The following is a 24,765-nucleotide window of genomic DNA, read 5'->3' on the forward strand; positions in this document are numbered from 1 at the left end:
CAGCCGTGGCGCGAGGCGCCCCGGCCGGGTCGCTCAGCCGTGGCGCGAGGCGGCCCCGGGCAGTCGCTCAGTAGCGCGGGGCGCCCCGGCCGCGCTGCACCGCCGGGCCACGTCGCTCCCGGGCCCGCCAGCAGCCACTGTGCCAGTGCCGCCGGTCGGTGAGGTCACCCAGACCGTCTGCCGGCCAGGCCACCAGGTGCGCCACCCCGGGTGGGATCTCCTGGTTACAGCCGGGGCAACGGTACGTCTTGACCGACGCGCCCGCCCCGATGCCGCGCACCTGCCAGGCGCCGTCGGTCCACTGCTGCACCGAGGCGACGCCCTGCCGGACGCGGTCGGCGTCCAGGTTGGCGTTCTCGTCCCGGCGAGGGCGATTGCGACGGGGGCTCACAGTCACCAAGCGTACGGTCCGTCGGAGCGGACGGCCCGGGGGCGGTCACCAGGTGTCGGGCTGGTCCAGGTGCTCGGCCACCTGCGCCCCGCCCAGCACGGTGGCCGCGTCCTCCTCGGTGTACCCCTGCGCCGGCCAACCGAAGTCGACGCTCAGATGAGAAGCCTCGGAGAGGCTCAGCAATTCGAGGTAGTCGCCCTGGGGAGAGCGGTAGATCGGTTTGCCGCCGATCGTCCGGTTGCCCTTTTTGCGGCTCGCGGCGACGCCGATCGTGTGACCCAAATCGACCCGGATCCCGGGCTCGCTGCCGCGGGCGACCATCAACGCAACACTGAGCCGGGCCGGAATCTCTCCCACCCACGCCTCACAGGCGGTGATCTGGGTGCCCGGTGGCAGCGCGGTGAGCCGCATCGGCCCTCCGCAGCGATACGCCTGGTCGAGCCGCAGCGCGGCGGCGACGTCGAACAGGTCACTCTGGTCCTTGGCGACCACGCCCGCCCGGGCGTACACCCCGGGGGCTGGCTGCCAGTGCCGCAGCCAGATCGGCACTCCGTTGAGTCCATCGTCGCGCGACACCGCCCCGTCGAAAACGGCGTTCCTGGACAGCTCTGGCACCATCGCCGACACGCCCTGGCCGCGGCTTCGCAGTACGTCGGCCGACGCGGACAGCTCCAGGGTGACCGTTCGCCCGCCTACGTCGAGTTCCGCCGTCTCCACACCGTCCCGCACCGACCAGGTGAGGTACCGGGGCCCATTCGGGGCGAACCCGAAGTGCAGCACGCCCGCGTCGGCCCCAACCAGGTCCGGACGGTCAGCCGCTCCCGCTACGCCGTCGGCACGGGGCGGCATCGCGGCAACCACGGCGTCGGCCGGTCGGCCGAGCCCCGGCGGGACGTCGTCCGAATCCGAGCCGTGGAGCCCCATCGGACCGATGGCCACGCCCGCACCGAGCACGGCCACCATGCCCAGCGCGGTGCCGACGGCGGTACGCCGACGGCGGACCCGTACACGGCCCCGGGAGACCGCGCCGGCCAACAGCAGGCCTGCATCGACGCTGCCCTCGGCGCGCTCGCGAAGCGTCTCGTTGATCCGCTCGTCGAGGTCTGTCACGGTCGGCTCCCGTTCGTGGCCGGGGCACCGCAGCGCTCCCGGAGGTTGGCGAGCGCCCGCATCGCGTGGGTGCGGACGGTGACCGGCGAGCAGTCCAGGATCTGGGCGATCGTCGCGTCGTCGAGGTCCTCGTAGAAGCGCAGCACCAGCACCGCCCGCTGACGTTCGGGCAGGCCGAGGATGAGCCGCCACATCTCGTCCCGGTCGGCCGCCTCACGGCCGAGGTCGCCACGCTGCGCCCGGTCGGCGAAGGTGTCGACGACCAGCTCACGGTTGGATCGGCGACGCCACCAGGAGTTGTTGGCGTTGACCAGCATCCGACGTACGTACACGTCGGGCCGGTCCGCCCGCGAGATCTTGCGCCAGTGCACGTACGCCCGGGACAGCACCTCCTGGGTGAGGTCCTCGGCCCGGTGCTCGTCACCGGTCAGCAGCCGCGCCAGCCGGATCAGGGCCGGGCCGCGGCTGCCGACGTACTCCTCGAAGGTCACATCCCTCAGACGCGGCCGGGCCCCTCCGGCGTTGACCCCCGTCAGCGGTGCGAGTGGTCGCGGAAGCCGCGGCGGGTCTTGCGGCCCAGGTAGCCGGCGGTGACCAGGTGCTCCAGCAGCGGCGCGGGCGCGAAGCCCGGCTCGCGCAGCTCCAGGTACAGCTCGCGCTGGATCGCCAGCGAGACGTCCAGCCCGACCACGTCGAGCAGTTCGAACGGGCCCATCGGGTAGCCGCAGCCCAGCTTCATCGCGTGGTCGATGTCGTCGGCCGTCGAGTAGCTGGCCTCCAGCATCTTCACCGCGTCGTTCAGGTACGGGAAGAGCAGCGCGTTGACGATGAACCCGGACCGGTCGCCGCAGACCACGCCGGTCTTGCCGAGGGTGGCGCAGACCGCGCGGGCGGTGGCGGTGGCCTCCGGGGAGGTGCGGATGGTGCGGACCACCTCGACCAGCGGCATGACCGGCGCCGGGTTGAAGAAGTGCAGCCCCACCACGTCGGCCGGCCGATGGGTGGCCATCGCCACGTCGATCACCGGCAGCGAGGAGGTGGTGGTGGCCAGCACGACGCCCGGCTTGCAGATCTCGTCGAGGCTCGCGAAGAGGGCCTTCTTGACGCTCAGCTCCTCGATCACCGCCTCGACCACCAGGTCGACGTCGGCGAGGTGGTCGAGCGTGGCCGACCAGCTGATCCGGCCGAGCGCGGCGTCCCGGTCGGCCTCGGCGAGCTTGCCCCGCACCACGCCCTTGTTCAGCGAGGTCTTCACGGCCTCGCAGACCTTCGCGGACTTCTCCATGCCGCGGGTCACCGAGACGACCTCGTAGCCGGCCTTGGCGAAGACCTCGATGATCCCGGTGGCCATCGTGCCGGAGCCCACCACGCCGACCTTCGTGATGGCCCGCGCGCCGTCGGCGACCGCGGCCTCCGTGGCCAGCGGCGTCGCCTCGTCCGGTACGACCACCGGCGAACCGGGCCGCTCGTAGGTGTAGAAGCCCCGACCCGACTTCCGGCCGAGCAGCCCCGCCGTGACCATCTGCTTGAGCAGCGGCACCGGGGCGTGCCGGCGGTCCCGCCCGCCGCGCCGGTACATGGTGTCCAGGATCTCGTACGCGGTGTCCAGGCCGATCAGGTCCATCAGCGCCAGCGGGCCCATCGGCAGGCCGCAGCCGAGCTTCATCGCGGCGTCGATGTCCTCCCGGGTCGCGTAGTGCGCCTCGAACATGCCGACCGCGTGGTTGAGGTAGCCGAACAGCAGCGCGTTGGCGATGAAACCGGCACGGTCGTTGATGGTGACGTCGACCTTGCCGAGCCGGGCGCACAGCGCCTCGACGTCGGCGACCACCTCGGGCGAGGTGACGACAGTGCGGACCACCTCGACCAGCTTCATCACCGGCGCGGGGTTGAAGAAGTGGATGCCGATCACCTGGTTGGGCCGGCTGGTGGCCACCGAGATCTCGGTGACGCTCAACGAGGAGGTGTTGGTGGCGAGGATCGTCTCCGGCCGGCAGACCCGGTCCAACTCCGCGAAGATCCGCTGCTTGAGGTCCAGGTGCTCGGGCACCGCCTCGATGACCAGGTCGACGGAGTGCAGCGCGTCCAGCCCGACCGCGAAGTGCACCCGCTCGTGCAGGGCGTCGCGGTCGGCGGCGGCGAGCTTGCCCTTGGCGACGGCACGGTCGGTGGAGCCGGCGAGGGTGACCCGGCCGCGCTCCAGCGCCGGCTCGGAGATCTCGACGGCCACCACGTCGATGCCGTTACGGGCGAAGACCTCGACGATGCCGGCACCCATGGTGCCCAGCCCCACCACGCCAACGGTGCTGAAATCGCGCGCCACGACCGGCCTCCCCAGAGACTCCGCACGGCCACTGAACGGCCGCTAAGGTTATGCGCGCGAGTCTGCCACGTGACGCTGGGTTGTCGAGACGCCGTGGGATATTTCACCCACACCGCCGCAGGCTGCAGGGACGCGGCGGGCCTGGTGGTCAGACCGCCGTCAGGCGGTGGGCACGGTGGTCAGGGCCAGCAGCTCCGCGACGAACTCCGCCGGGCGCTCCAGGTGCGGGCTGTGACCACAGCCGGGCAGCACCACCTCGTGGTACGCGCCGCCGGCCGCCGCGTACCGCTCCAGCACCGCCCGGGTCTGGCCGACCATCGGCTGCGGTGGGCAGTCGTCCTCGCCCGGCCAGCCGGGCACGAGACCCAACGAGCCCAGGTACGCCAGGTCGAACAGCGAGGTGTCCGAGACGATGACGTCGGCGTCGCCGCGTACCCAGGTGACCGGGGGCTTCTCGGCGACGGCCACCAGCTCGTCGGCGAGCCGGAAGAAGGTCGGCGCGAGCGCGTTGAGCACGCCGCGCTCCCCCGGTGCGGTGCCCGGCCAGTTCTCCGAGGGCACCGCCGTGCCCGGGTAGTTGTCGTCCCCGGTGGCGGTGGAGAGCACGGTGTCCAGCAGCAGATCCTCGTCCTCGACCAGCGAGGCGGGATCGGCCACGTAGGTGGCTCGCAGCACGGCACGCGGGCTGGCCGGGGCGTCCGCGCTGCGGTCACCGGCCGCGAGCCGGGCGACGAAGTCCGGGTTGGCCGTGCCGGCGCCGGTGCCGGCGAAGTCGGGGGTGGTCGGCGTGCCGGTCAGGTCACGGGTGCCGCCGAAGCCGTACGGGGAGACCGGCGCCGCGAGCAGCAACGCGCCCACCCGGTGCGGATGGTCGACCAGCAGTCGCATCGCCACCCCGCCACCGAGGGAGTGCCCGACCACCACCGGGCGAGCGTCGACACCGAAGAGCGTCGGGTCGTCCAGCAGGGCCGCCACGTCGTCGGCGAAGTCGCGCAGGCCCCGGGTGGCGTCCACCGGTGCCGTCTCGGAGTCGCCGTACCCCCGCAGGTCGGGGGCGACCACCCGCAGCGTCGGCGGCAGCCGCCGCACCAGCGGCTCCCAGAACAGCGCTGACGAGCAGTTGCCGTGGATCAGCAGCACCGGCGTGCCGTCCGGCGGGCCGGCCACCCGTACCGCCTGGGTGATGCCGTTAGCCGTCACGGTCCGCTGCTCGGTCTCCATCCGCGGCATGCTGCCACGCGGGCCCCCGCCGGTCCAGGTGTCCGGCAGACACCCGGGGCGCGCACCGGGTGTGGGCCGCACTCAGCACTCGACGTGTGCCGAGTGGGAGGGAAGGGGCCCTCCCGTCTCAGCGACGGCCGCTCGGCGGCGCGGCCAACGGCAGCGGCAGCGTCGGTCGGACGTCCCGCCGCGACGGCCCGAAGCTGAGACCCACCGGGTCGGTGAGCGCCACACCGGGATCGAACAGGCGCAGCTCGGTCCGGCCGAGCCGGATCACGTCGCCGTCGGAGAGCAGCTCGACCTCGCTGATCCGTCGGTCGTTGAGCCAGGTGCCGTTGGTGGAGCCCAGGTCCCGCAGGGACGGCCCCTCCGGGGTCAGCCACACCTCGGCGTGCCGACGACTCAGATGCGGGTCGGCGATGACCACGTGACCGGTCGGCGCCCGACCGATCACCTGCGGCTCGCCCCGCAGTCGAAAGCTCGCACCGCGCATCGGCCCACCCGCGACCGTCAACAGCGGCATCAGTTCCGGATGTTCCTCCATGGACAGTCAGCCCTCCACCCCACACCGTCACTCCGCGCGTCAGCTTGCCATCAGACGGTAATCGTCAATACCGACCGGCCGGTCAGCCTCTCGTCACCTCCCGGCCACCTGCCGTTCGACGATTCGGGCGGACCGCACCGGCCATCCCTGCCCTGACCTGCACTGATCAACGATCGGTCGGGGTGGAGCGACTCCCGTCCCGCCGCCTCGGATCGGAGACCTACCAGCGAGTAGTTCTCGGGTCTAGACTTCCGTCATGACGGCTGTGCATGTCCCGGGGACCCCGGTCATCGAGGAGGGCCAGCTGGTTTCGACCAGCCCGGCCACCGGCATCGAGGCCGGTCGCCTCCCGATCGCCACCGACGACGAGGTGCGACAGGCCGTCGACCGCGCCCGGGCCGCCGGCGAGTGGTGGGCCGGGCTCGGCTTCACCGGCCGCCGCGACCGGCTGCTGCGGTGGCGCGCGCTGCTCGCCAAGCGGATCGAGCAGTTGGCCGAGCTGGTGCACGTCGAGGGCGGCAAGCCGGTCGCCGACGCGATCGTCGAGATCGTCACCGCGATCGAGCACATCGACTGGGCCGCCCGCAACGCCGGTCGCGTGCTCGGCCCACGCCGGGTGCGGTCCCGGCTCATCCTCGCCGAGTTCTCCGGTCACCTCGAATACCAGCCGCACGGTGTGGTCGGCGTGATTGGGCCGTGGAACTATCCCGTCTTCACTCCGATCGGCTCCGCCGCGTACGCGCTGGCCGCCGGCAACGCCGTGGTGCTCAAGCCCAGCGAATACACGCCCGCCGTCGGCCAGTGGCTGGTGGACAGCTTCGCCGAGGTGGTGCCCGAGCACCCGGTGTTCACCGCCGTGCACGGGCTGGGCGACGTGGGGGCCGCTCTGTGCCGCTCCGGGGTCAACAAGGTGGCCTTCACCGGCTCCACCGCGACCGCCCGCAAGGTGATGGCCGCGTGCGCCGAGACGCTGACCCCGGTGCTGATCGAGGGCGGCGGCAAGGACGCCATGATCGTCGACAGCGACGCCGACCTGGACGCCGCCGCGGAGGCCTGTGTCTGGGGCGGCATGACCAACGCGGGCCAGACCTGCATCGGCATCGAGCGGGTCTACGCCGTCGACTCCGTCTTCGACGCCTTCGTCGACAAGGTGGTGGCCCGCGCCGGTCAACTGACCGTCGGGCCGGAGGGCACCGACATCGGCCCGATCACCATGCCCCGGCAGATCGACGTGATCCGCCGGCACATCGACGCCGCGATCGACTCCGGCGGGCGCGCCGTGCTCGGTGGCCCGAGCGCCGTGCAACCGCCGTACGTCCACCCGACCGTGCTCGTGGACGTGCCGGAGGAGTCGGCCGCCGTCCAGGAGGAGACCTTCGGCCCCACGTTGACCATCAGCCGGGTCCGCGACGCCGACGAGGCCGTCACCCGCGCCAACGCCCTGTCGTACGGCCTGGGCGGCTCGGTCTTCGGCCGACGGCGCGCGGTGGCCATCGCCCGGCGGCTGCGCTCCGGAATGGCCTCGGTCAACTCGACCCTGACGTTCGCCGGCATGTCCACCCTGCCGTTCGGCGGGGTGGGCGACTCCGGCTTCGGGCGGATCCACGGGGAGGACGGGCTGCGCGAGTTCGGCCGGGCCAAGGCGATCACCCGGCGTCGTGCCCGGTCACTGCTGCCGTCGATGACCTTCGAACGGACGCCGACCGACGTGGCCCGACTCGTCAAGGCGATCAAGGTGATGTACGGAAGGTGAGTGTCAGATAGCCGATCTTCAAAGAAGATCGGCGAATCGACATGTGTGTACGGGTGGTTACGGCGGTACATTGCGTTAAATGGGCCCCAATCGATTGCGCTACCGCCTTGTCGACAGTGACCAGTCGTGGAGCGCCCGGCGACGTCAGCACCGTTCGGACTGGCTGGCGCGCACCTTCCCCGACATCGGCGACATGCACGTGGTCGATCTCGGCGGGCGGCTCGGCACCTGGCACCGCGCCACCGTCCGGCCGGCCCGGGTGACAGTCGTCAACCTGGAAAAACCCCCGGCCGTCGTGCCGGAGTGGGCCCACGTCGAGCAGGCTGACGCCTGCGACCTCCCTGCGCGCCTCGCCGGGGGCAGCTTCGACATGGTCTTCTCGAACTCGGTGCTGGAGCACGTGGGCGGGCACGAACGCCGGTTGCGCTTCGCCGCCGCCGTCCGCTCGCTGGCCGACCGGCACTGGGTGCAGACGCCCTACCGCTACTTCCCCATCGAGCCACACTGGATCGCGCCGGGCATGCAGTTCCTACCGGTGCGGTTGCGCACCGCCTTCGCCCAGCGGTGGCCGTTGGGGCACAAGCCGACCCGCAGCCACGACGCCGCCATCCACCAGGTGCTCTGGACCGAGCTGCTGGACCGCTCGCAGATGCGCCACTACTTCCCGCACTCGACCATGCTGGTCGAGCGGGTGTTCGGCCTGCCCAAGTCGCTGATCGCGGTGCGTACCGGGAGCTGAGCCGCTCAGAACAGCGTCAGCTCGTCCTTCTCGATGCCCCGCAGCTTGTCGTAGTTCACGACCACACACCGGATGCCCCGGTCGGTGGCGAGCACCCGGGCCTGCGGCTTGATCTCCTGCGCCGCGAAGACCCCGACAACCGGGCTGAGCAGCGGGTCACGGTTCATCAACTCGAGGTACCGGGTCAACTGCTCCACCCCGTCGATGTCGCCACGCCGCTTGACCTCGACGGCGACCGAACCGGAGTTGGCGTCCCGGCACAGCAGGTCCACGGGGCCGATCGCTGTCATGTACTCGCGGCGGACCAGCGTGAACCCCTCACCCAACGCGCTGGGGTTGGCGGCCAGCAACTCCTGGAGGTGCGCCTCCACCCCGTCCTTACGCAGGCCGGGGTCGACACCCAGCTCGTACGAGGTGTCCTGGAAGATCTCCTCCAGGGTGATCCGCAACTCCTCGCCAGCCTTGTTGACCACCCGCCACACACCGGGGGCCTCCTCCAGCCGACATGGCGGGCTCATCCAGTTCAACGGCTTGTACGCCCGGTCGTCGGCATGAATAGACACCGACCCGTCCGCCTTCACCATCAGCAACCGGGTGGCCAGCGGCAGGTGAGCCGAGAGCCGTCCGACGTAGTCCACCGAGCACTTCGCAATGACCAACCGCACCCGACGAGGGTAGCTGAGCACCCCCCGGTCGCCAGCGAGCGGCACTGGCGCGTCGATGCCATGCTGAGACCGTGTTCGAAGTCCTCACCGGCACTGGCCTCGCCGCATCGGCGGGCCTGAACGCCTACATACCCCTGCTCATCCTCGGTCTCCTCGGCCGTTACACCGATCTGATCGACCTGCCCAGTGGCTGGACCTGGCTCGGCAACGGCTGGGTCATCCTCATCATGGCGGTGCTGCTCGCCGTCGAGATGGTGGCGGACAAGGTGCCCGTCGTCGACCACATCAACGACATGGTGCAGACCGTGGTCCGGCCCACCGCCGGCGGCCTGGCCTTCGGCGCGGGATCCTCGTCGGAGACCGTGACGGTCAGCGACCCGGGGAGCTTCTTCTCGTCCCACCAGTGGGTGCCGGTCGTCACCGGCGTGCTGCTGGCACTGGGTGTGCACCTGCTCAAGTCCGCGGCACGACCCGTCATCAACGCGACCACCGCCGGGTTCGGCGCCCCGGTCGCGAGCACCGCCGAGGACGCCACCAGCGTGGTGGTCTCGCTGGTGGCGATCGTCCTGCCGGTGTTGGTGCTGGCTTTCCTGCTGGGCCTGGTGGTCTTCATCTTCTGGTTCTTCCGGCGGCGCTCCGAACGCCGCCGGGAACGCGACGCGGCCCGCGCCGCCGGCTTCCGCGTCTGACGCCTGATCGACGGGTCAGGGCAGGTCGTTGGCGCGGCGGATGACGGTGACCAGGTCGTCGATGATGCCGGTGAGGGCGAAGTCCTTCGGGGTGAAGACCCGGGCCACCCCGGCGGCCCGGAGCGTGTCCGCGTCGCCGGCGGGGATGATGCCGCCCACCACCACCGGCAGGTCCGCCCGGCCGGCGGCGCGCAGCCCGTCGAGCACCGCCGGCACGGCGGCCAGGTGCGACCCGGAGAGCACGGACAGCCCGACCAGGTCGACGTCCTCCTCGACGGCGGCGGCGACGATCTGCCCCGCCGTCAGCCGGATGCCCTGGTAGACGACCTCGAACCCGGCGTCGCGGGCGCGTACGGCGATCTGCTCGGCGCCGTTGGAGTGCCCGTCCAGGCCGGGTTTGCCCACCAGCAGCCGCAGCCGGCCGCTGCCCAGCTCGCGGGCGGTGGCGGCGACCCGCTCGCGGACGGCGGCCAGGCCGGGGTCGCCGCCGCTGCCGGTGGCGCCGCCCAGGCCGGTCGGTGCGCGGTACTCGCCGAAGACCTGGCGCAGCGCGCCGGACCACTCGCCGGTGGTCACCCCGGCCCGCACGCACTCCAGGGTGGCCGGCATCAGGTTGGTGGTGGTCGCGGCGTCCGCGCGGAGCCGGGCGAGGGCCGCGTCGACGGCGGCCGTGTCCCGATCGGCCCGCCACCGGCGTACGCCCTCGGTGGCGGCCTCCTCGACCGCGGGGTCGACCTGCTCGACGGCTTCCGCCCCGGCGGCGGTCAGCGGGGAGGATTCGGTTTCGGTGTACCGGTTGACCCCGACCACCACGTCGGCACCGGACTCCATCCGCCTGCGGCGTTCGGCCAGCGACCCGACCAGCGCGCTCTTGAGGTAGCCGGTCTCCACGGCGGCGACCACGCCGCCCAGCTCCAGCACCTTGTCCAGCTCGACCCGCGCCCCGGTGACGATCTCGTCGACCAGCGCGGTCATCACGTGCGAGCCGGCGAAGAGGTCGGGATATTCGAGCAGATCCGACTCGTACGCCAGGACCTGCTGCATCCGCAACGACCACTGCTGGTCCCAGGGGCGGGGCAGGCCGAGCGCCTCGTTCCAGGCGGGCAGCTGCACCGCGCGGGCCCGGGCGTCGCGGGACATCGTCACGCCGAGCATCTCCAGCACGATGCGCTGGATGTTGTTCTCCGGCTGCGCCTCGGTGAGGCCCAGCGAGTTGACCTGCACCCCGTAGCGGAACCGGCGTTGTCTGGCCTCGGTGACCCCGTACCGGTCCCGGGTGATCTCGTCCCAGAGCACGCCGAAGGCGCGCATCTTGGCGATCTCCTCGACGAAACGCACCCCGGCGTTGACGAAGAACGAGATCCGCTGGACCACGTCGCCCATCCGCTCGGCCGGCACCTGGCCGGAGTCACGGACCGCGTCGAGGACGGCGACCGCGGTGGCCAGCGCGAAGCCGACCTCCTGCACGGGCGTGGCTCCGGCCTCCTGGAGGTGGTACGAGCAGATGTTGACCGGGTTCCACCGGGGCATCTCCCGCAGCGTGTACGCCACCACGTCGGCGGTGAGCCGCAGGGACGCCACTGGCGGGAAGATGTACGTGCCCCGGGACAGGTACTCCTTGATGATGTCGTTCTGGGTGGTGCCCGAGCAGCGGGCCAGCTCGGCGCCCTGCTCCGTCGCCACGGTGCCATAGAGAGCGAGCAGCCACATCGCCGGGGCGTTGATGGTCATCGAGGTGTTCGTGTCGGCGAGCGGGATGCCGTCGAAGAGCGCCCGCATGTCGCCGAGGTGCGCCACCGGCACGCCCACCCGGCCGACCTCGCCGGAGGCCAGCTCGTGGTCCGGGTCGTACCCGGTCTGGGTGGGCAGGTCGAAGGCGACCGAGAGGCCGGTCTGCCCCTTCGCCAGGTTGCGTCGGAAGAGGGCGTTGCTCGCGGTCGCCGACGAGTGGCCGGCGTAGGTACGCATCACCCACGGGCGGTCCCGCTCGGACAGCCGTCCCGGAAATGCCGTCTCGTCCATGGCCGGAGTTTAAGTTACCGCCCAGTAAAAGGGGCTGTGGAAAACCACACAGGTCCATGTCGGGGACATCCGGGTGCGAATTGCCCGCAGTGGCGCGCACCGCCACACCCCGGGCACCGGACCAGCAGGGTCAGGACGCACACTGGACGGTATGGATGACGAGCTGGCCATCTCCGTCCGAGGGCTGCGCAAGGCGTACGGCGACAACGTGGCGGTGGCGGGCGTGGACCTCGACGTGCGTCGCGGTGAGGTGTTCGCGTTGCTCGGCCCGAACGGCGCCGGCAAGACCACCACGGTGGAGATCCTGGAGGGCTACCGGCACCGGGATGCCGGCGAGGTCTTCGTGCTCGGCGCGGACCCGGCCCACCCGGACGCTGACTGGCGCTCCCGTGTCGGCATCGTGCTCCAGGGCACCGGCGAGTTCGACGAGCTGACCGTGGCCGAGGTGATCCGGCACTTCTCCGGCTTCTACCCCGACGCCGACGACCCGGACAAGGTGATCGAGCGGGTCGGGTTGGGCGCCAAGGCGAAGGCCCGTACGCACACCCTCTCCGGCGGGCAGAAGCGCCGCCTGGACGTGGCGCTGGGCATCATCGGTCGCCCCGAGCTGCTCTTCCTCGACGAGCCGACCACCGGCTTCGACCCGGAGGCCCGCCGCGAGTTCTGGGAGCTGATCCGCGACCTCGCCGCGGCCGGCACCACCATCGTGCTGACCACGCACTACCTGGACGAGGCGGAGGCACTCGCCGACCGGGTCGGTGTGATCGCCGGCGGCCGGCTGGTCGAGGTGGCCGCCCCGAACCGGCTGGGCAACCGGCAGGAGGCCCTCGCGACGGTCTCCTGGCGTACCCCGGAAGGGACGCTGGAGAGCGCGCAGAGCGCGACGCCGACGGCCCTCGTGGCGGGCTTGGCCGCGCGCTACGGCGGCGAGGTTCCCGGCCTCACGGTGACCCGGCCGACCCTGGAGGACGTCTACCTCACGATGATCGGACACGCCCGATGACGACCACGACAAAACCCGCCTCCGCGGTCGCCGCGCCTCGGGGCCAGCGGCCGAACGCTGGCGCGCTCGCGCTGCGCCAGGGCCGGCTGGAGATCACCCAGTTCCTGCGCAGCCGGGAGTCAGTGGTCTTCACCATGGGCTTCCCGATCATCATGATCCTGATCTTCGCGTCGATCTTCAGCGGGGAGATCGGTGGCGGGGTCAAGTACACCCAGTACTTCATCACCGGCATGATCGCGACCGGCCTGATGACGGTCAGCTTCCAGAACCTGGGCATCTGGATCCCGATCGAGCGGGACCGGGGGGTGCTCAAGCGCTACCGGGGCACGCCGATGCCGAAGTGGGTCTGGTTCGCCGGCAAGGTGATCATGGTGGTGGCGATCGGCATCGCCGAGACCGTGCTGCTGCTGGCCGTCGCGGTGGCGCTGTTCGATCTCGACCTGCCGGGCACCGCCGGGAAGTGGTTGACCTTCGGCTGGGTCGCCGGGCTCGGGGTGACCGCCTGCACCCTGTGCGGCATCGCCATCTCGTCGCTGGCCCGCACGGCACGCAGCGGCTCGGCGGTGGTCACCCCGGTCGCCCTGGTGCTCCAGTTCATCTCCGGGGTGTTCTTCGTCTTCACCGACCTGCCCACCTGGATGCAGCAGGTGGCGGCGCTGTTCCCGCTCAAGTGGATGTGCCAGGGGCTGCGGTCGGTCTTCCTGCCCGACGGCTTCGGCGCCCAGGAACCGGGTGGCTCGTTCGAGCTGGGCCGGGTCGCGCTGGTGCTGGCCCTGTGGTGCGTCATCGGCGTGGTGCTCTGCATGACCACCTTCCGCTGGACCACCAAGCGCGACGGCTGACGCGGAGAAAGGGGGCGGACGCTGTGCGTCCGCCCCCTTTCCATGTCCCGCTCAGTACGTGTAGAAGCCCTTGCCGGTCTTGCGGCCCAGGTCGCCTGCGGTGACCATGCGCTGGAGCAGCTCCGGCGGGAAGAACTTCTCGTCGGCCGTGTCGGTGTAGATGTTCTTCGAGGCGTGCAGCAGCACGTCCACACCGGTCAGGTCGGTGGTGGCCAGCGGACCCATCGCGTGCCCGAAGCCGAGGCGGCAGGCCGTGTCCAGGTCCTCGGCGGACACCACGCCGGACTCCACCAGCTTGACCGCCTCCATCACCAGGGCGGAGATCAGCCGGGTCGTGACGAAGCCGGCGATGTCCCGGTTGACCACCACCACCGTCTTGCCGATCTCCTCGGCGAAGGCCCGTGCGGTGTCCAGCGCGGCGTCGCTGGTCTTGTAACCGCGTACCAGCTCGCAGAGCTGCATCATCGGCACCGGGGAGAAGAAGTGGGTGCCGACGACCGACTCGGGTCGCTCGGTCACCGCGGCGATCTGGGTGACCGGGATGGCCGAGGTGTTGGTGGCGAGCACCGCGTCGGCCCTGCAGATCTTGTCCAGGGCACGGAACACCTCGTGCTTGATCTCCAGCCGCTCGAAGACCGCCTCGACCACGATGTCCGCGTCCGCCGCCGCCTCCAGGTCGGTGGTCGGGGTGATCCGGGCCAGCGTCGCCTCGACCTCGGACGCCTCGATCTTGCCCTTCTCGGCGAACTTCTCCAGCGACTTCCGGATCCCGCCCAGCCCCCGCGTGGTGGCCGCGTCGTCCAGGTCGCGCAACGTCACCTGCCAGCCGGCCTGCGCCGCCACCTGAGCGATGCCGGAGCCCATCAGCCCGGCCCCGACGACCGCGAGTCGACCCGCCATCTACTTCTCCCTCGCTGCGATTGAGTGCCTGCAAACACCCTAGTCGGCGAGCCTGAACGATGGCTAAGGGGCGTCCGGGAGGTGCCTCCCGGCATGGCGGCGGTCCGGCGGCATTGCCCGGGCCTGACGTACGGCCTCCCGGCGGGTCAGATCTCCAGCGACGGTTCCTCAGGTGCGGTGCCCCGCTCGATCGCCACCCCGAGTGCTCGCAGGTCGGCCACGAAGTCCGGGTACCCCCGGTCGACGTGGTGCACGTGGGAGACCTCGGTGACACCCTGCGCGCAGAGCCCGGCGATGATCAGCCCCGCGCCGGCGCGGATGTCGGTGGCCCGCACCGGCGCACCGGACAGCCGACCCCGCCCACGGACGACCGCGTGATGCCCATCGGTCTTGATGTCCGCACCGAGCCGCATCATCTCGTTGGCGAACATGAACCGGCCGTCGAAGATGTTTTCGGTGATCAGAGAGGCGCCGTCGCTGACCGCGGCCAGCCCGATCGCCATCGGCAGCAGGTCGGTGGCGAAGCCGGGGTACGGCAGCGTCACCACGTCCACCGCCCGGGGCCGCTCGTCCATCCGTACGCGGAAGCCGTCCCCCCTGGTCTCCACGAGGCCACCGGCCGCCACCACCTTGTCCAGCGCGACCTCCAGGTACGAGGGGTCCAGCCCCGTCACCGTCACGTCTCCCCGGGTCATCGCCGCGCCGAACGCCCAGGTGCCGGCGACGATCCGGTCCCCCACCGTGGCGTGGCGCACCGGGCGCAGACCGGGGACCCCGGTGATCCGCAACGTGGACGTGCCCGCGCCGACGATCCGCGCGCCCATCTCGTTGAGCATCGTGCAGATGTCGACGATCTCCGGCTCGCGGGCCGCGTTGTCGATCATCGTGGTGCCCTGGGCGAGCACCGCCGCCATCACCAGGTTCTCGGTCGCGCCGACGCTGGGGAAGTCCAACACGATGTCCGCGCCGCGCAGCCCGTGCGGGGCGGAGGCGATGACGAACCCGTGCTCACCGGAGATCTCCGCGCCCATCCGGGTCAGCCCGGAGATGTGCATGTCCAGCCCCCGCGACCCGATGGCGTCGCCGCCAGGATGGGCCACCCGCACGTACCCCCGGCGGGCCAGCAGCGGGCCGAGCACACAGATCGACGCGCGCAACCGCCGGACCAGGTCGTAGTCGGCCTCGGCACCAGGCTGCTCGGGCACGTCGATGGTCACCGAGCGGGACCGGGCCACCCCACCGCGGGCGACCATGGGGTCGACCGGGTCGTCCGCCTCGAACCGGACGTCGCAACCCAGCCGGCGCAGCACCTCCCCCATGATCGCGATGTCGGTGATCCGCGGGACGTTCGTGATCACGCTGCGGCCCGGCGCGAGCAGCGCGGCGGCCATCAGCTTCAGCGCCGAGTTCTTGGCACCGACCACGTGCACGGTGCCGGCCAGGCGGGCGTCACCGTGGACCCGGATGACGTCGACGTCGTTGACCGCCGTGTCGCCCGCGTCGCCGGGGCCCACCACCACAGGCCAACTGGCGGAGCTGTCCGGCCGCGCCGGGATCGTCAGGTCGGGAATCCGTAGGCTGTGCGTCATGGCCGTCCACCTCACGCGCATCTACACCAAGGCCGGCGATGCCGGCATGACCAGGCTGAGCAACAACGAGCAGGTGCCGAAGACCGATCCACGCATCGCCGCGTACGCGGATGTCGACGAGTGCAACGCGGCGATCGGCGTCGCGATCGCCATGGGCGAGCTCGACGAGATGCTGCGGGGAGTGCTGGGGTCGGTGCAGAACGACCTGTTCGACGTCGGCGCCGACCTGTCCACCCCGGTCGAGCCGGAGCCGAAGTACCCGCCGCTGCGGGTGACCGAGGAGTACGTCGAGCGCCTGGAAGGCTGGTGCGACGAGTACAACGCACGCCTGAGCAAGCTCGACTCCTTCATCCTCCCCGGCGGCACCGCAGGCGCGGCGCTGCTGCATGTGGCGCGAACCATCGCCCGGCGTGCCGAACGGGCGGCGTGGGCGCTGGTGGCCCACGATCCGGACCGAACCAGCACGCTCCCGGCAAAGTATCTCAACCGGCTCTCCGATCTGCTCTTTATCCTGTCAAGAACGGCAAATCCGGCGGGAGACGTGCTATGGGTGCCAGGCGGCAAGCGCTGACCAGAGGGCTCTGCACCACGTCGAGCAGTGACTTCCCGATCTGACCGCCCTCACGCCTACTTGAACCGAGTGGGCGACGTGCTCGACTCGGGTTCAAGAAAAAGGGGCATCCAGACCAGCAGGACACCCCGAAATCACGAAAACCGAGTCGATCACCCGAAGAAGCGACGCAAAAGGCGAAACCCAGCCTCACCGGTAACGGCAGGTGACAAAAACCGCGCCAGAACGGCGCAGGATGCCCACGAAGGGTTTCCGGGGAGCCCGCCCGGCGCAGGGATCAAGCCTGACCGCCCGGAGCCGGGCGGGCTCCCCGGAAACCCCAACGGCGACCAGAGACGGCTCAGGCAGCCACAGCAGCCCTCAGGCAGCCGGCCAGTCCTGGGAGGCCAGACGCGGCGAGACCGCCCCCGGAGGGGCGGCCTCGAGCCAGGACAGGAAACCGGTCACTGTCGATCGCGCCATGGCGATCTCCACCGGTGCGTGGTGACTGGTACAGCGGAGGATCACCCAGTCGGCCGGCATGGAGAGCCGTTCCTGACCTTCGGGCAATCGGCGGCGCTCCACCGCCAACCCTTTGCGCGACAGCACCCGCTTGGGGCGGATCGCGAAGCTGAACATCCGGTACCAACGAAGCTCGTCATCGGCGAACCGACCGAAGCCGGGCGACCAGCCGCGGCCGTCGAGCATGGTGGAGACTCGGACGCTGAGCCGGATGATGCCACCGCTGCGGGTGACCAGAGCTCGCCGGACGAAGAGAATGAAAAGCGCGCCGAGGATGACGACTACGCCGATCCCGAACCCTTCGACGATCTCCATCCCCGGTGTGACTCAGCGGCTCGGTGCGGAAACCGGGGTTGCGCTCTCGGCCAGCACGGTCACACCGTTGGCGCTCACCGAGAGGAAGCCGCCGGCCACCTCGTAGGTGACCTGCTCACCACCGGCGAGCTTGATGCGCACCTGGCCGGGCTCGGCGAGCTGGCCGAGCAGCGGCGCGTGCCCCGGCAGAACACCCAGCTCGCCCTCGGTCGTGCGAGCGACGACCATCTCGGCGTCACCCGACCAGACCTTCTCCTCGACGGCGACGAGCTCGACGTGAAGCTGCTGTGCCACGCTGTCTCCTTGCTGCGGCTACGGATTGCCGAAAGTCTAGCCTGACGCCGGCGCGCGCCCCACGCGGGTGGGGAGAACCGCGCCCCGGCTACTTGGTCTTGTTGACGAAATCGGGGTGCTCCAGCAGGAACGGGTCGAGTTGCTCGTTCTTCAGCGCGGCGAAGAAGTCCGGAACCCCCGGCTGGAACTGCTCACCCAGGTATCTCTTGCCGTCGTACACGCCACCACCGGGCAGTTTGATCATCTGGATCGTGTTGGGGCGGATGTCCTTCAGGGCGAGCCCGAAGTCGACGACGCTGTTGCCCCGCCCGTTGAAGATCAGCGACTGCCCGGCGGCGCGGAGCACCTTGTCCAGCTTGATCGGATTGGACACCACGTCGGCGCTGAACGCCTGGCCGACCATGGCCTTGACGAACTGCTGCTGGTGGCGCTGCCGGCCGTAGTCGGAGTCCGGAACGCCGTTCTTCGGGTAACGCTGCCGAACGTAGTCCAGCGCCTGCCACCCACTCAGGTGCTGGTTGCCCTTCTTGTAGACCGCCTGCGGCCCGACGTAGCCCTCGCCGCGAGTGTTGCCCGGCCGGGCCTTGCCATCCGGCTGCTTGTGCTCGGACTTCACTTCCCGCTCGACGTACATGTTGACGCCACCCATGGCATCGACGATCTTCTGGAAGCCGGTGAAGTTGATGATCGCGCCAGCGTCGAACCGCTTGATGCCCGTCACGTTCTGCACGGTGGTGGCCAGCAGCTCGAAGCCCCGGGCGGCGTCGGGGTTCGCCCCCGGCACCTGGCTGCCGAACGACATGGCGGCGTTGATCTTCGTGGACTCGCCCGCGAAGTTGGCCTTCTTGAACGCCGGGATGTGCACGTAGAGGTCGCGCGGCAGTGAGAAGAGGTAGGCCCGGTCCATCGTCGCCGGCACGTGCAGCACCATGATCGAGTCGGCCAGCGGCGCCGCCGTCGCCGTACGCGGGTCGATGCCGACCAGCAGGATGTTGAGCGGGCCCTTGATCTCGCTCTTCTTCGCCTGGGCACCGGCCGCCTGGTCGCCGAACAGGTCCGCCTTGCCCACGGCCCCCTCGTAGCGGGCCATGAGCACCTCGGTGCCGACCAGCACGGCACCGCTGAGCACTGTCAACACGGTGCCGAACACCGTGCAGATCCTGGCCCAGCGCGGCACACCCCGCCAGACCGACGACTTGCGGCCACTCTTGCCGGCCTTACCCACGAGTTCTCCGTTCGTTACGCCCCACGGGAGGAAGACGGGCGCACGTCGCCGAAAGGTTGCAAAGATCAAAGCTCTTTCACATAAGAGCGCGGAACGACCGTATCTCGGGTGGCTCGTCTGTGCCGACCACGAGTAACGGACCGCGACGATGATAGGACGCAAACATGAACAAAAGACTGCCCCGGCATTGCCGGGGCAGTCTCTTTGTTGCAGATCCGATCGAGCTGGTCAGTCCTTCATCAGCTCCGCAGCCTTGGCCTCGAGGTCCTCGAGACCGCCGCACATGAAGAACGCCTGCTCGGGGAAGTGATCGTACTCACCCTCGCTGATCTTGCGGAACGCCTCGATGGTCTCCTTGATCGGGACCGTCGAGCCCGCCACGCCGGTGAACTGCTCCGCGGCGTACGTGTTCTGCGAGAGGAAGCGCTCGATCCGCCGGGCCCGAGCCACGGTGATCTTGTCTTCCTCGGAGAGCTCCTCGATACCGAGGATGGCGATGATGTCCTGCAGGTCGCGGTAGCGCTGCAGGATCCGCTTCACCTCGGTGGCGACCTGGAAGTGCTCCTGACCGACGAACTCCGGGGCGAGGATCCGGGACGAGGACGCCAGCGGGTCCACGGCCGGGTAGATGCCCTTGTCGGAGATCGACCGCTCCAGGTTGGTGGTCGCGTCCAGGTGAGCGAACGTGGTCGCCGGAGCGGGGTCGGTGTAGTCGTCCGCCGGCACGTAGATCGCCTGCATCGACGTGATGGCCTGGCCCCGGACGGAGGTGATCCGCTCCTGGAGCTCGCCCATCTCGTCGGCCAGGGTCGGCTGGTAACCCACGGCGCTCGGCATACGGCCGAGCAGGGTGGACACCTCCGAACCGGCCTGGGTGAAGCGGAAGATGTTGTCGATGAAGAGCAGCACCTCCTGCTTCTTCACGTCCCGGAAGTACTCCGCCATGGTCAGCGCGGAGAGGGCCACCCGCAGCCGGGTGCCCGGCGGCTCGTCCATCTGGCCGTAGACCAGCGCGGTCTTGTCGATGACGCCGGACTCGGTCATCTCGGCGATGAGGTCGTTGCCCTCACGGGTGCGCTCACCCACGCCGGCGAACACCGAGGTACCACCGAAGTTGCGGGCAACACGGGTGATCATCTCCTGGATGAGCACCGTCTTGCCCACGCCCGCGCCGCCGAACAGACCGATCTTGCCGCCCTTGACGTACGGGGCGAGCAGGTCGATCACCTTGATGCCGGTCTCCAGCATCTCGGTCTTCGGCTCCAGGTCCGCGAAGGCCGGGGCCTTGCGGTGGATGCCCCACCGGTCGTCGGCCTCGAACGTCTCGCCCTCTTTGAGGTTGAGCACCTCGCCGATCGCGTTGAACACCTTGCCCTTGACCGCGTCGCCCACCGGCACGGTGATCGGCTCGCCGCGGTCACGCACCTCAGCGCCGCGAACCAGGCCGTCCGTCGGCTGCATCGAGATGGCACGGATCAGGTTGTCACCCAGGTGCTGGGCGACCTCCAGGGTCAGCGTCTTCTCACCGCCGGACAGCTTCACGTCAACGTTGAGCGCGTTGAACAGGGCCGGCATGGCGTCGCGCGGGAACTCGGCGTCGACGACCGGGCCGATGACCCGGACCACGCGACCCGTGGCCGTCTTGGTCTCTACTGGTGCAGTCATCACACTTCACTTCCCGACGCGGCCAGCGCGTTGGCGCCGCCGACGATCTCGCTGATCTCCTGGGTGATCCCGGCCTGGCGAGCCGAGTTCATCTCGCGCGTGTACTTCTCGATCATCTCTTCGGCGTTGTCGGTGGCGCTCTTCATCGCCCGCCGCCGTGCCGCCGACTCACTCGCCGCCGACTCGATCAACGCCGCGTAGATCCGCGTGTTGATGTACCTCGGCAGGAGCGCGTCGAGCAGCGCCTCCGCCTCCGGCTCGAACTCGTACGCCGGCAGCAGCCCCTCGGAGCGCGGCCGGTCCTCCACCTGCATCGGACCGATCACCTTGGTGACCGGGTTCTGCGTCATCAGCGAGTGGAACTCGGTGTAGACGATGTGCAACTCGTCGACGCCGAGCACGCCGTCCGCTCCGGCACCGCCGTCGACGTCGTCCGCACCAGCCGTGAACGCCTTGATCAGCGTCTCACCGACGGTGCGGGCGTCCTCGAACGACGGCTGCTCGCTGAACCCGGTCCAGTTGGCCTCCATCGGCCGTTCGCGGAACCGGTAGAACCCGACGCCCTTACGCCCGATGACGTAGAGCACCGGCTCCTTGCCGTCCGCCTTGAGGCGCGCGATCAGCGACTCCGCCATCCTGATCGCGTTGGAGCTGTAACCGCCGGCCAGGCCACGGTCGCTGGTGACCAACAGGACGCCGGCCCGCCGCACCCGCTCGCGCGGGGTGAGCAGCGGGTGGTCGATCCGCGCGTTGGACGCCAGCGCCGTGAGCACACCGGTGATGGCCTGGGCGTACGGCAGGGACGCCTGCACCCGGGCCTGAGCCTTGGCGATTCGGCTCGTCGCCACGAGCTCCATCGCCTTGGTGATCTTCTTCATCGACTTCGCCGAGCGGATCCGTTGACGAAGAACGCGTACCTGGGCCGCCACGGGATCAGCTCTCGGCCGGGCGGTCGGTCGCGCTGTCGCGGAAGCGGGTCACCGTCTCGCGGTTCTCGTCGCCCTCAAGCGGTGCGGCCGGCGCGTCGTTGACCCGACGCTCGTCCTCCTTGTTGAGGAAGACCTGCTTGAACTCGGCGATCGCGCTGTCCAGGGAGCCGATGATGTCATCGTTCCACTGGTTGTCGGCGATGCCGGCCAGCACACCCTCGTGCTTGTGCCGCAGGTACTGGAGGAACTCCGACTCGAAGCGCCGGACCTCACCCACCGGGATGTCGTCCAGCTTGCCCTCGGTGCCGGCCCAGACCGAGACGACCTGCTCCTGCACCGGGAACGGCGAGTAGTTCGGCTGCTTGAGCAGCTCGACCAGGCGCGAACCGCGGTCCAGCTGGGCGCGGGAGGCCCGGTCCAGGTCGGAGGCGAAGGCGGCGAACGCCTCCAGCTCGCGGTACTGCGCGAGGTTGAGCCGCAGCGAACCGGCGACCTTCTTCATCGGCTTCACCTGCGCGGCGCCACCGACCCGGGAGACCGACGTGCCGACGTTGATCGCCGGACGAACGCCCTGGTTGAACAGGTCGGTCTCCAGGAAGATCTGGCCGTCGGTGATCGAGATGACGTTGGTCGGGATGAAGGCCGAGATGTCGTTGGCCTTCGTCTCGATGATCGGCAGACCGGTCATCGAGCCGCCGCCCAGCTCGTCGGAGAGCTTCGCGCAGCGCTCCAGCAGGCGGGAGTGCAGGTAGAAGACGTCACCCGGGTACGCCTCACGGCCCGGCGGGCGACGCAGCAGCAACGACACGGCCCGGTACGCCTCGGCCTGCTTGCTCAGGTCGTCGAAGACGATCAGAACGTGCTTGCCGCCGTACATCCAGTGCTGCCCGATGGACGAGCCGGTGTACGGGGCGAGGTACTTGAAGCCGGCCGGGTCGGACGCCGGGGAGGCCACGATCGTCGTGTACTCCATCGCGCCGGCCTCTTCCAGCTGCCCCTTGATCGAGGCGATGGTGGAGGCCTTCTGGCCGATGGCGACGTAGATGCAGCGGACCTGCTTCTTCGGGTCGCCGGTGCGCCAGTTGTCCCGCTGGTTGAGGATGGCGTCCAGGGCGACAGTGGTCTTGCCGGTCTTCCGGTCACCGATGATCAGCTGCCGCTGACCCCGACCGATCGGGGTCATCGCGTCGATGGCCTTGATGCCGGTCTGCAGCGGCTCGTCGACGGACTGCCGGGACATCACGTTCGGAGCCTGAAGCTCCAGCTCGCGGAAGCCCTCGTTGGCGATGTCGCCGAGCGCGTCGATCGGATCGCCGAGCGCGTTGACCACGCGGCCGAGGAAGGCATCGCCGACCGGAACGGAGAGAACCCGCTCGGTGCGCTTGACGCGCTGCCCCTCCTCCAGCTTGGCGGAGTCACCGAGAACAACGACACCGATCTCCCGGACGTCGAGGTTCAACGCCACGCCGAGCGTGCCGTCCTCGAACTCGAGGAGCTCGTTGGTCATGGTCGAGGGCAGGCCCTCGACGTGGGCGATACCGTCACCGGTGTCGGCGACGGTGCCGACCTCCTCGCGGGAGACGTCGGACGAGTAGGAAGAGACGTAGCGCTCCAGGGCGCCGCGGATCTCCTCCGTCGAGATGGTCAGCTCGGCCATCCTCTGCTTCCTTAAAATTCAGGGGCCCGGGATACCTAGTACCGACCGGTCCGAATGGCGTCTGTCAATCCGGGCGCTGAGCGGCGCAGCCGCCCCGATGCTGGGCGGCGAGGCCGCTCAGCCGCTGGGCGGCGAGCCGTTCAGCGCTTCGCGAGCGCGTTGCGGGTCTCGTTGAGGCGGCGAAGGACGGTGCCGTCGTACAGGTCGGAGCCGACCCGCACGCTCACGCCGCCCAGGACGTGGGGGTCGACCGTCTGCTTGACGGAGACCTCTCGACCGTATATCGCAGCGAGGCTCGCACCCAGCCGGCGCTCCTCCTCGTCACTCAACGGGGCCGCCACGGTGACGTACGCCACCTGACGGTCCCGCCGTTCGGCGGCGAGTTCCACGAGCCGGGTGAGCGATCCACTGAAGGAGCGCCCCCCGAAGCCGGACAGCGCCACCTCGATGAGGCGAACGGTGGCCAGGCGGGTCTTGCCGGCCAGCAGCTGGCCGACCAGGACCCCGCGCTGCTCCACCGGAGCCGCCGAGTTGGACAGCACCGCCGAGAGCGCCGGCTCGCCGGCGACGACCTGCCCGAAACGGAACAGCTCGTCCTCGACCTCGCCGAGGTCACCGGAGGCCTCGGTGCTGGCGAGCACCGCTTCCACGCCGAGTCGCTCGACGGCATCGAGCAACTCCGACGGTGCCGACCAACGGCCGGACACCAGCGCGGCGAGCAGTTCGAGCGCACCCTCGCCGACCTTGCCCCGCAGCATCCCGCCGAGCAGTTCGGCGCGATCCGCGCCGGACCGGGCCGGGTCCGAGAGCGCCCGGCGCAGCCGGGGCTCCCGTCGCAGCAGCCCGCCGACAGCGAGCAGGTCGTTCGCGGTGTGTGCCACCGCGACCGCGTCATTGCCGCGGACGTACGCGTCGAGGTGCTCGGCCCCGACCTTGTACGACTCCCGGCTGGCGGCCTGCATCAGCGGGCCCCCGTGCTCTCGAGGCCGCTCAGGAACCGGTCGACGGTGCCCTTGCGTCGCGCCTCGTCGGCCAGCGACTCGCCAACGATCTTGCTGGCGAGGTCCACCGCGATCGTGCCGACCTCCGTGCGCAGCTCGCGCACGATGGTGGCCCGCTCGGCGGCGAGCGCGTCCTTGCCGGCCTGGATGACCCGGTCGGACTCCTCCCGCGCCTTGGCGAGGATGTCCTGACGGATGCCCTCGGCGTCGGCCCGCGCGTCGTCACGGATCTTGGCGGCGTCGGTCCGAGCCTCAGCGAGCTGGGCACGGTACTGCTCGAGCAGCTGGTTCGCCTCGGCCTGAGCGGCCTCGGCGCGCTTGATGCCGCCCTCGATCGCGTCGACCCGAGCCTGGAACGTCTGCTCCATGCGGGGGAAGACGAACTTCATCAGCACGAAGCAGAGAACGATGAAGGCGATCCCACCGACCACGATCTCCTGCCAGATGGGGATGATCGGGTTGTGGGTCGACTCACCACCCTCAGCGGCGAGGAAGTACATAGGTGACCTCCCGGTCGACGAGCGGGATTAGAGCTGGCCCTGCCAGATGAAGCCGAAGGCGATACCCAGCAGCGCGAGCGCCTCGATGACGGCGAAGCCGATCCAGACGTACGGCAGGGTCATCCGCGACGACTCCGGCTGACGGGCGGTCGACTGGATGTAGGCGGCGAAGACCAGGCCGACGCCGATACCCGGACCGATGGCCGCGAGGCCGTAGCCGATGGCGGCGGTGCTGCCAACGACACCTTCTGCGGCGGCGACGTAATCCATTAGTGGTTCCTCCTGGTTATCACGCGTGTCTCTCACGCGGGACGAC

At 70.0% G+C, this 24,765-nt stretch carries 25 protein-coding genes; 6 read left to right on the forward strand and 19 right to left on the reverse strand.

Annotated elements, in window-relative coordinates; all coding sequences use genetic code 11:
* Positions 1-67: 67 nt before the first annotated feature.
* The 6 genes from FBZ33_RS25315 to FBZ33_RS25340 form a co-directional block, all read right to left on the reverse strand.
* Entirely contained in the window at positions 68-397 is a 330-nt protein-coding gene (locus FBZ33_RS25315; RefSeq protein WP_088949890.1) for an ATP/GTP-binding protein, read from the reverse strand.
* A 39-nt stretch (positions 398-436) separates the two neighbouring features.
* Positions 437-1,501 (reverse strand): hypothetical protein, encoded by a 1,065-nt coding sequence (locus FBZ33_RS25320; protein ID WP_141910921.1) that lies wholly within the window; start codon positions 1,499-1,501, stop codon positions 437-439.
* Complete coding sequence (locus FBZ33_RS25325) at positions 1,498-1,992, reverse strand: SigE family RNA polymerase sigma factor (RefSeq protein WP_141910922.1); 495 nt, start codon at positions 1,990-1,992, stop codon at positions 1,498-1,500. Before FBZ33_RS25325 ends, FBZ33_RS25320 begins: the two co-directional genes overlap by 4 nt.
* Before the next feature lie 41 nt (positions 1,993-2,033).
* Entirely contained in the window at positions 2,034-3,824 is a 1,791-nt protein-coding gene (locus FBZ33_RS25330) for a 3-hydroxyacyl-CoA dehydrogenase family protein (RefSeq protein ID WP_141910923.1), read from the reverse strand.
* 159 nt (positions 3,825-3,983) lie between these two features.
* The gene (locus FBZ33_RS25335) at positions 3,984-5,054 is read right to left on the reverse strand and encodes an alpha/beta fold hydrolase (protein WP_370453043.1); all 1,071 of its coding nucleotides are present in this window, start codon (positions 5,052-5,054) and stop codon (positions 3,984-3,986) included.
* Positions 5,055-5,172: 118 nt separating this feature from the next.
* On the reverse strand, positions 5,173-5,589 hold the full coding sequence (locus tag FBZ33_RS25340; protein ID WP_088949895.1) for an FHA domain-containing protein: 417 nt from the start codon (positions 5,587-5,589) through the stop codon (positions 5,173-5,175).
* Between the two features lie 256 nt (positions 5,590-5,845).
* Between FBZ33_RS25340 and FBZ33_RS25345 the strand changes: the two genes are divergently transcribed.
* Together FBZ33_RS25345 and FBZ33_RS25350 are read left to right on the forward strand one after the other, a co-directional pair.
* Positions 5,846-7,342, forward strand: coding sequence for an aldehyde dehydrogenase family protein (locus tag FBZ33_RS25345; RefSeq protein ID WP_141910925.1), 1,497 nt, complete (start codon positions 5,846-5,848; stop codon positions 7,340-7,342).
* 79 nt (positions 7,343-7,421) lie between these two features.
* The gene (locus FBZ33_RS25350; RefSeq protein ID WP_141910926.1) at positions 7,422-8,081 is read left to right on the forward strand and encodes a class I SAM-dependent methyltransferase; all 660 of its coding nucleotides are present in this window, start codon (positions 7,422-7,424) and stop codon (positions 8,079-8,081) included.
* Positions 8,082-8,086: 5 nt separating this feature from the next.
* On the opposite strand, the gene nucS is transcribed toward FBZ33_RS25350, so the two are convergent.
* Complete coding sequence (nucS, locus tag FBZ33_RS25355; protein WP_088951983.1) at positions 8,087-8,746, reverse strand: endonuclease NucS; 660 nt, start codon at positions 8,744-8,746, stop codon at positions 8,087-8,089.
* A 71-nt stretch (positions 8,747-8,817) separates the two neighbouring features.
* Here nucS and FBZ33_RS25360 point away from each other — a divergent pair, with 71 nt between their 5' ends.
* Positions 8,818-9,435, forward strand: a complete 618-nt coding sequence (locus FBZ33_RS25360; RefSeq protein WP_141910927.1) for a DUF4126 domain-containing protein — start codon at positions 8,818-8,820, stop codon at positions 9,433-9,435.
* Positions 9,436-9,450: 15 nt separating this feature from the next.
* Here the strand turns inward: FBZ33_RS25360 and FBZ33_RS25365 are convergent, their stop codons facing one another.
* The gene (locus FBZ33_RS25365; RefSeq protein ID WP_141910928.1) at positions 9,451-11,457 is read right to left on the reverse strand and encodes a protein meaA; all 2,007 of its coding nucleotides are present in this window, start codon (positions 11,455-11,457) and stop codon (positions 9,451-9,453) included.
* A gap of 151 nt (positions 11,458-11,608) precedes the next feature.
* Between FBZ33_RS25365 and FBZ33_RS25370 the strand changes: the two genes are divergently transcribed.
* Positions 11,609-12,460: an ABC transporter ATP-binding protein gene (locus FBZ33_RS25370; protein ID WP_141910929.1), complete on the forward strand. Its 852-nt coding sequence runs from the start codon at positions 11,609-11,611 to the stop codon at positions 12,458-12,460.
* Entirely contained in the window at positions 12,457-13,302 is an 846-nt protein-coding gene (locus FBZ33_RS25375; RefSeq protein ID WP_141910930.1) for an ABC transporter permease, read from the forward strand. The genes FBZ33_RS25370 and FBZ33_RS25375 overlap by 4 nt, the downstream gene beginning before the upstream one ends.
* Before the next feature lie 51 nt (positions 13,303-13,353).
* Here the strand turns inward: FBZ33_RS25375 and FBZ33_RS25380 are convergent, their stop codons facing one another.
* A complete protein-coding gene (locus FBZ33_RS25380) occupies positions 13,354-14,202 on the reverse strand; it encodes a 3-hydroxyacyl-CoA dehydrogenase family protein (RefSeq protein WP_141910931.1) in 849 nt (282 codons plus the stop codon).
* A gap of 146 nt (positions 14,203-14,348) precedes the next feature.
* Positions 14,349-15,791 (reverse strand): UDP-N-acetylglucosamine 1-carboxyvinyltransferase, encoded by a 1,443-nt coding sequence (gene murA / locus FBZ33_RS25385; RefSeq protein ID WP_141910932.1) that lies wholly within the window; start codon positions 15,789-15,791, stop codon positions 14,349-14,351.
* Here murA and FBZ33_RS25390 point away from each other — a divergent pair.
* A complete protein-coding gene (locus FBZ33_RS25390) occupies positions 15,790-16,362 on the forward strand; it encodes a cob(I)yrinic acid a,c-diamide adenosyltransferase (protein ID WP_141910933.1) in 573 nt (190 codons plus the stop codon). The genes murA and FBZ33_RS25390 overlap by 2 nt on opposite strands.
* 360 nt (positions 16,363-16,722) lie before the next feature.
* On the opposite strand, the gene FBZ33_RS25395 is transcribed toward FBZ33_RS25390, so the two are convergent.
* The 9 genes from FBZ33_RS25395 to FBZ33_RS25435 form a co-directional block, all read right to left on the reverse strand.
* Positions 16,723-17,178, reverse strand: a complete 456-nt coding sequence (locus FBZ33_RS25395; RefSeq protein ID WP_088949908.1) for a DUF2550 domain-containing protein — start codon at positions 17,176-17,178, stop codon at positions 16,723-16,725.
* Between the two features lie 12 nt (positions 17,179-17,190).
* Positions 17,191-17,472: a F0F1 ATP synthase subunit epsilon gene (locus tag FBZ33_RS25400; RefSeq protein WP_088949909.1), complete on the reverse strand. Its 282-nt coding sequence runs from the start codon at positions 17,470-17,472 to the stop codon at positions 17,191-17,193.
* 88 nt (positions 17,473-17,560) lie between these two features.
* Complete coding sequence (locus tag FBZ33_RS25405; RefSeq protein WP_141910934.1) at positions 17,561-18,697, reverse strand: LCP family protein; 1,137 nt, start codon at positions 18,695-18,697, stop codon at positions 17,561-17,563.
* Positions 18,698-18,925: 228 nt separating this feature from the next.
* Positions 18,926-20,362 (reverse strand): F0F1 ATP synthase subunit beta, encoded by a 1,437-nt coding sequence (atpD, locus tag FBZ33_RS25410; RefSeq protein ID WP_099848184.1) that lies wholly within the window; start codon positions 20,360-20,362, stop codon positions 18,926-18,928.
* Entirely contained in the window at positions 20,362-21,291 is a 930-nt protein-coding gene (locus tag FBZ33_RS25415; protein ID WP_141910935.1) for a F0F1 ATP synthase subunit gamma, read from the reverse strand. The genes atpD and FBZ33_RS25415 overlap by 1 nt, the downstream gene beginning before the upstream one ends.
* Positions 21,292-21,295: 4 nt before the next feature.
* Complete coding sequence (gene atpA / locus FBZ33_RS25420; RefSeq protein WP_088949913.1) at positions 21,296-22,948, reverse strand: F0F1 ATP synthase subunit alpha; 1,653 nt, start codon at positions 22,946-22,948, stop codon at positions 21,296-21,298.
* A 140-nt stretch (positions 22,949-23,088) separates the two neighbouring features.
* The gene (locus FBZ33_RS25425; RefSeq protein WP_141910936.1) at positions 23,089-23,910 is read right to left on the reverse strand and encodes a F0F1 ATP synthase subunit delta; all 822 of its coding nucleotides are present in this window, start codon (positions 23,908-23,910) and stop codon (positions 23,089-23,091) included.
* Complete coding sequence (locus FBZ33_RS25430) at positions 23,910-24,449, reverse strand: F0F1 ATP synthase subunit B (RefSeq protein WP_088949915.1); 540 nt, start codon at positions 24,447-24,449, stop codon at positions 23,910-23,912. Before FBZ33_RS25430 ends, FBZ33_RS25425 begins: the two co-directional genes overlap by 1 nt.
* A gap of 27 nt (positions 24,450-24,476) precedes the next feature.
* Entirely contained in the window at positions 24,477-24,719 is a 243-nt protein-coding gene (locus FBZ33_RS25435) for a hypothetical protein (RefSeq protein ID WP_088949916.1), read from the reverse strand.
* Positions 24,720-24,765 lie beyond the last annotated feature (46 nt).

The organism is Micromonospora sp. A202 (assembly GCF_006715105.1).
Taxonomy (GTDB): domain Bacteria; phylum Actinomycetota; class Actinomycetes; order Mycobacteriales; family Micromonosporaceae; genus Micromonospora; species Micromonospora zamorensis.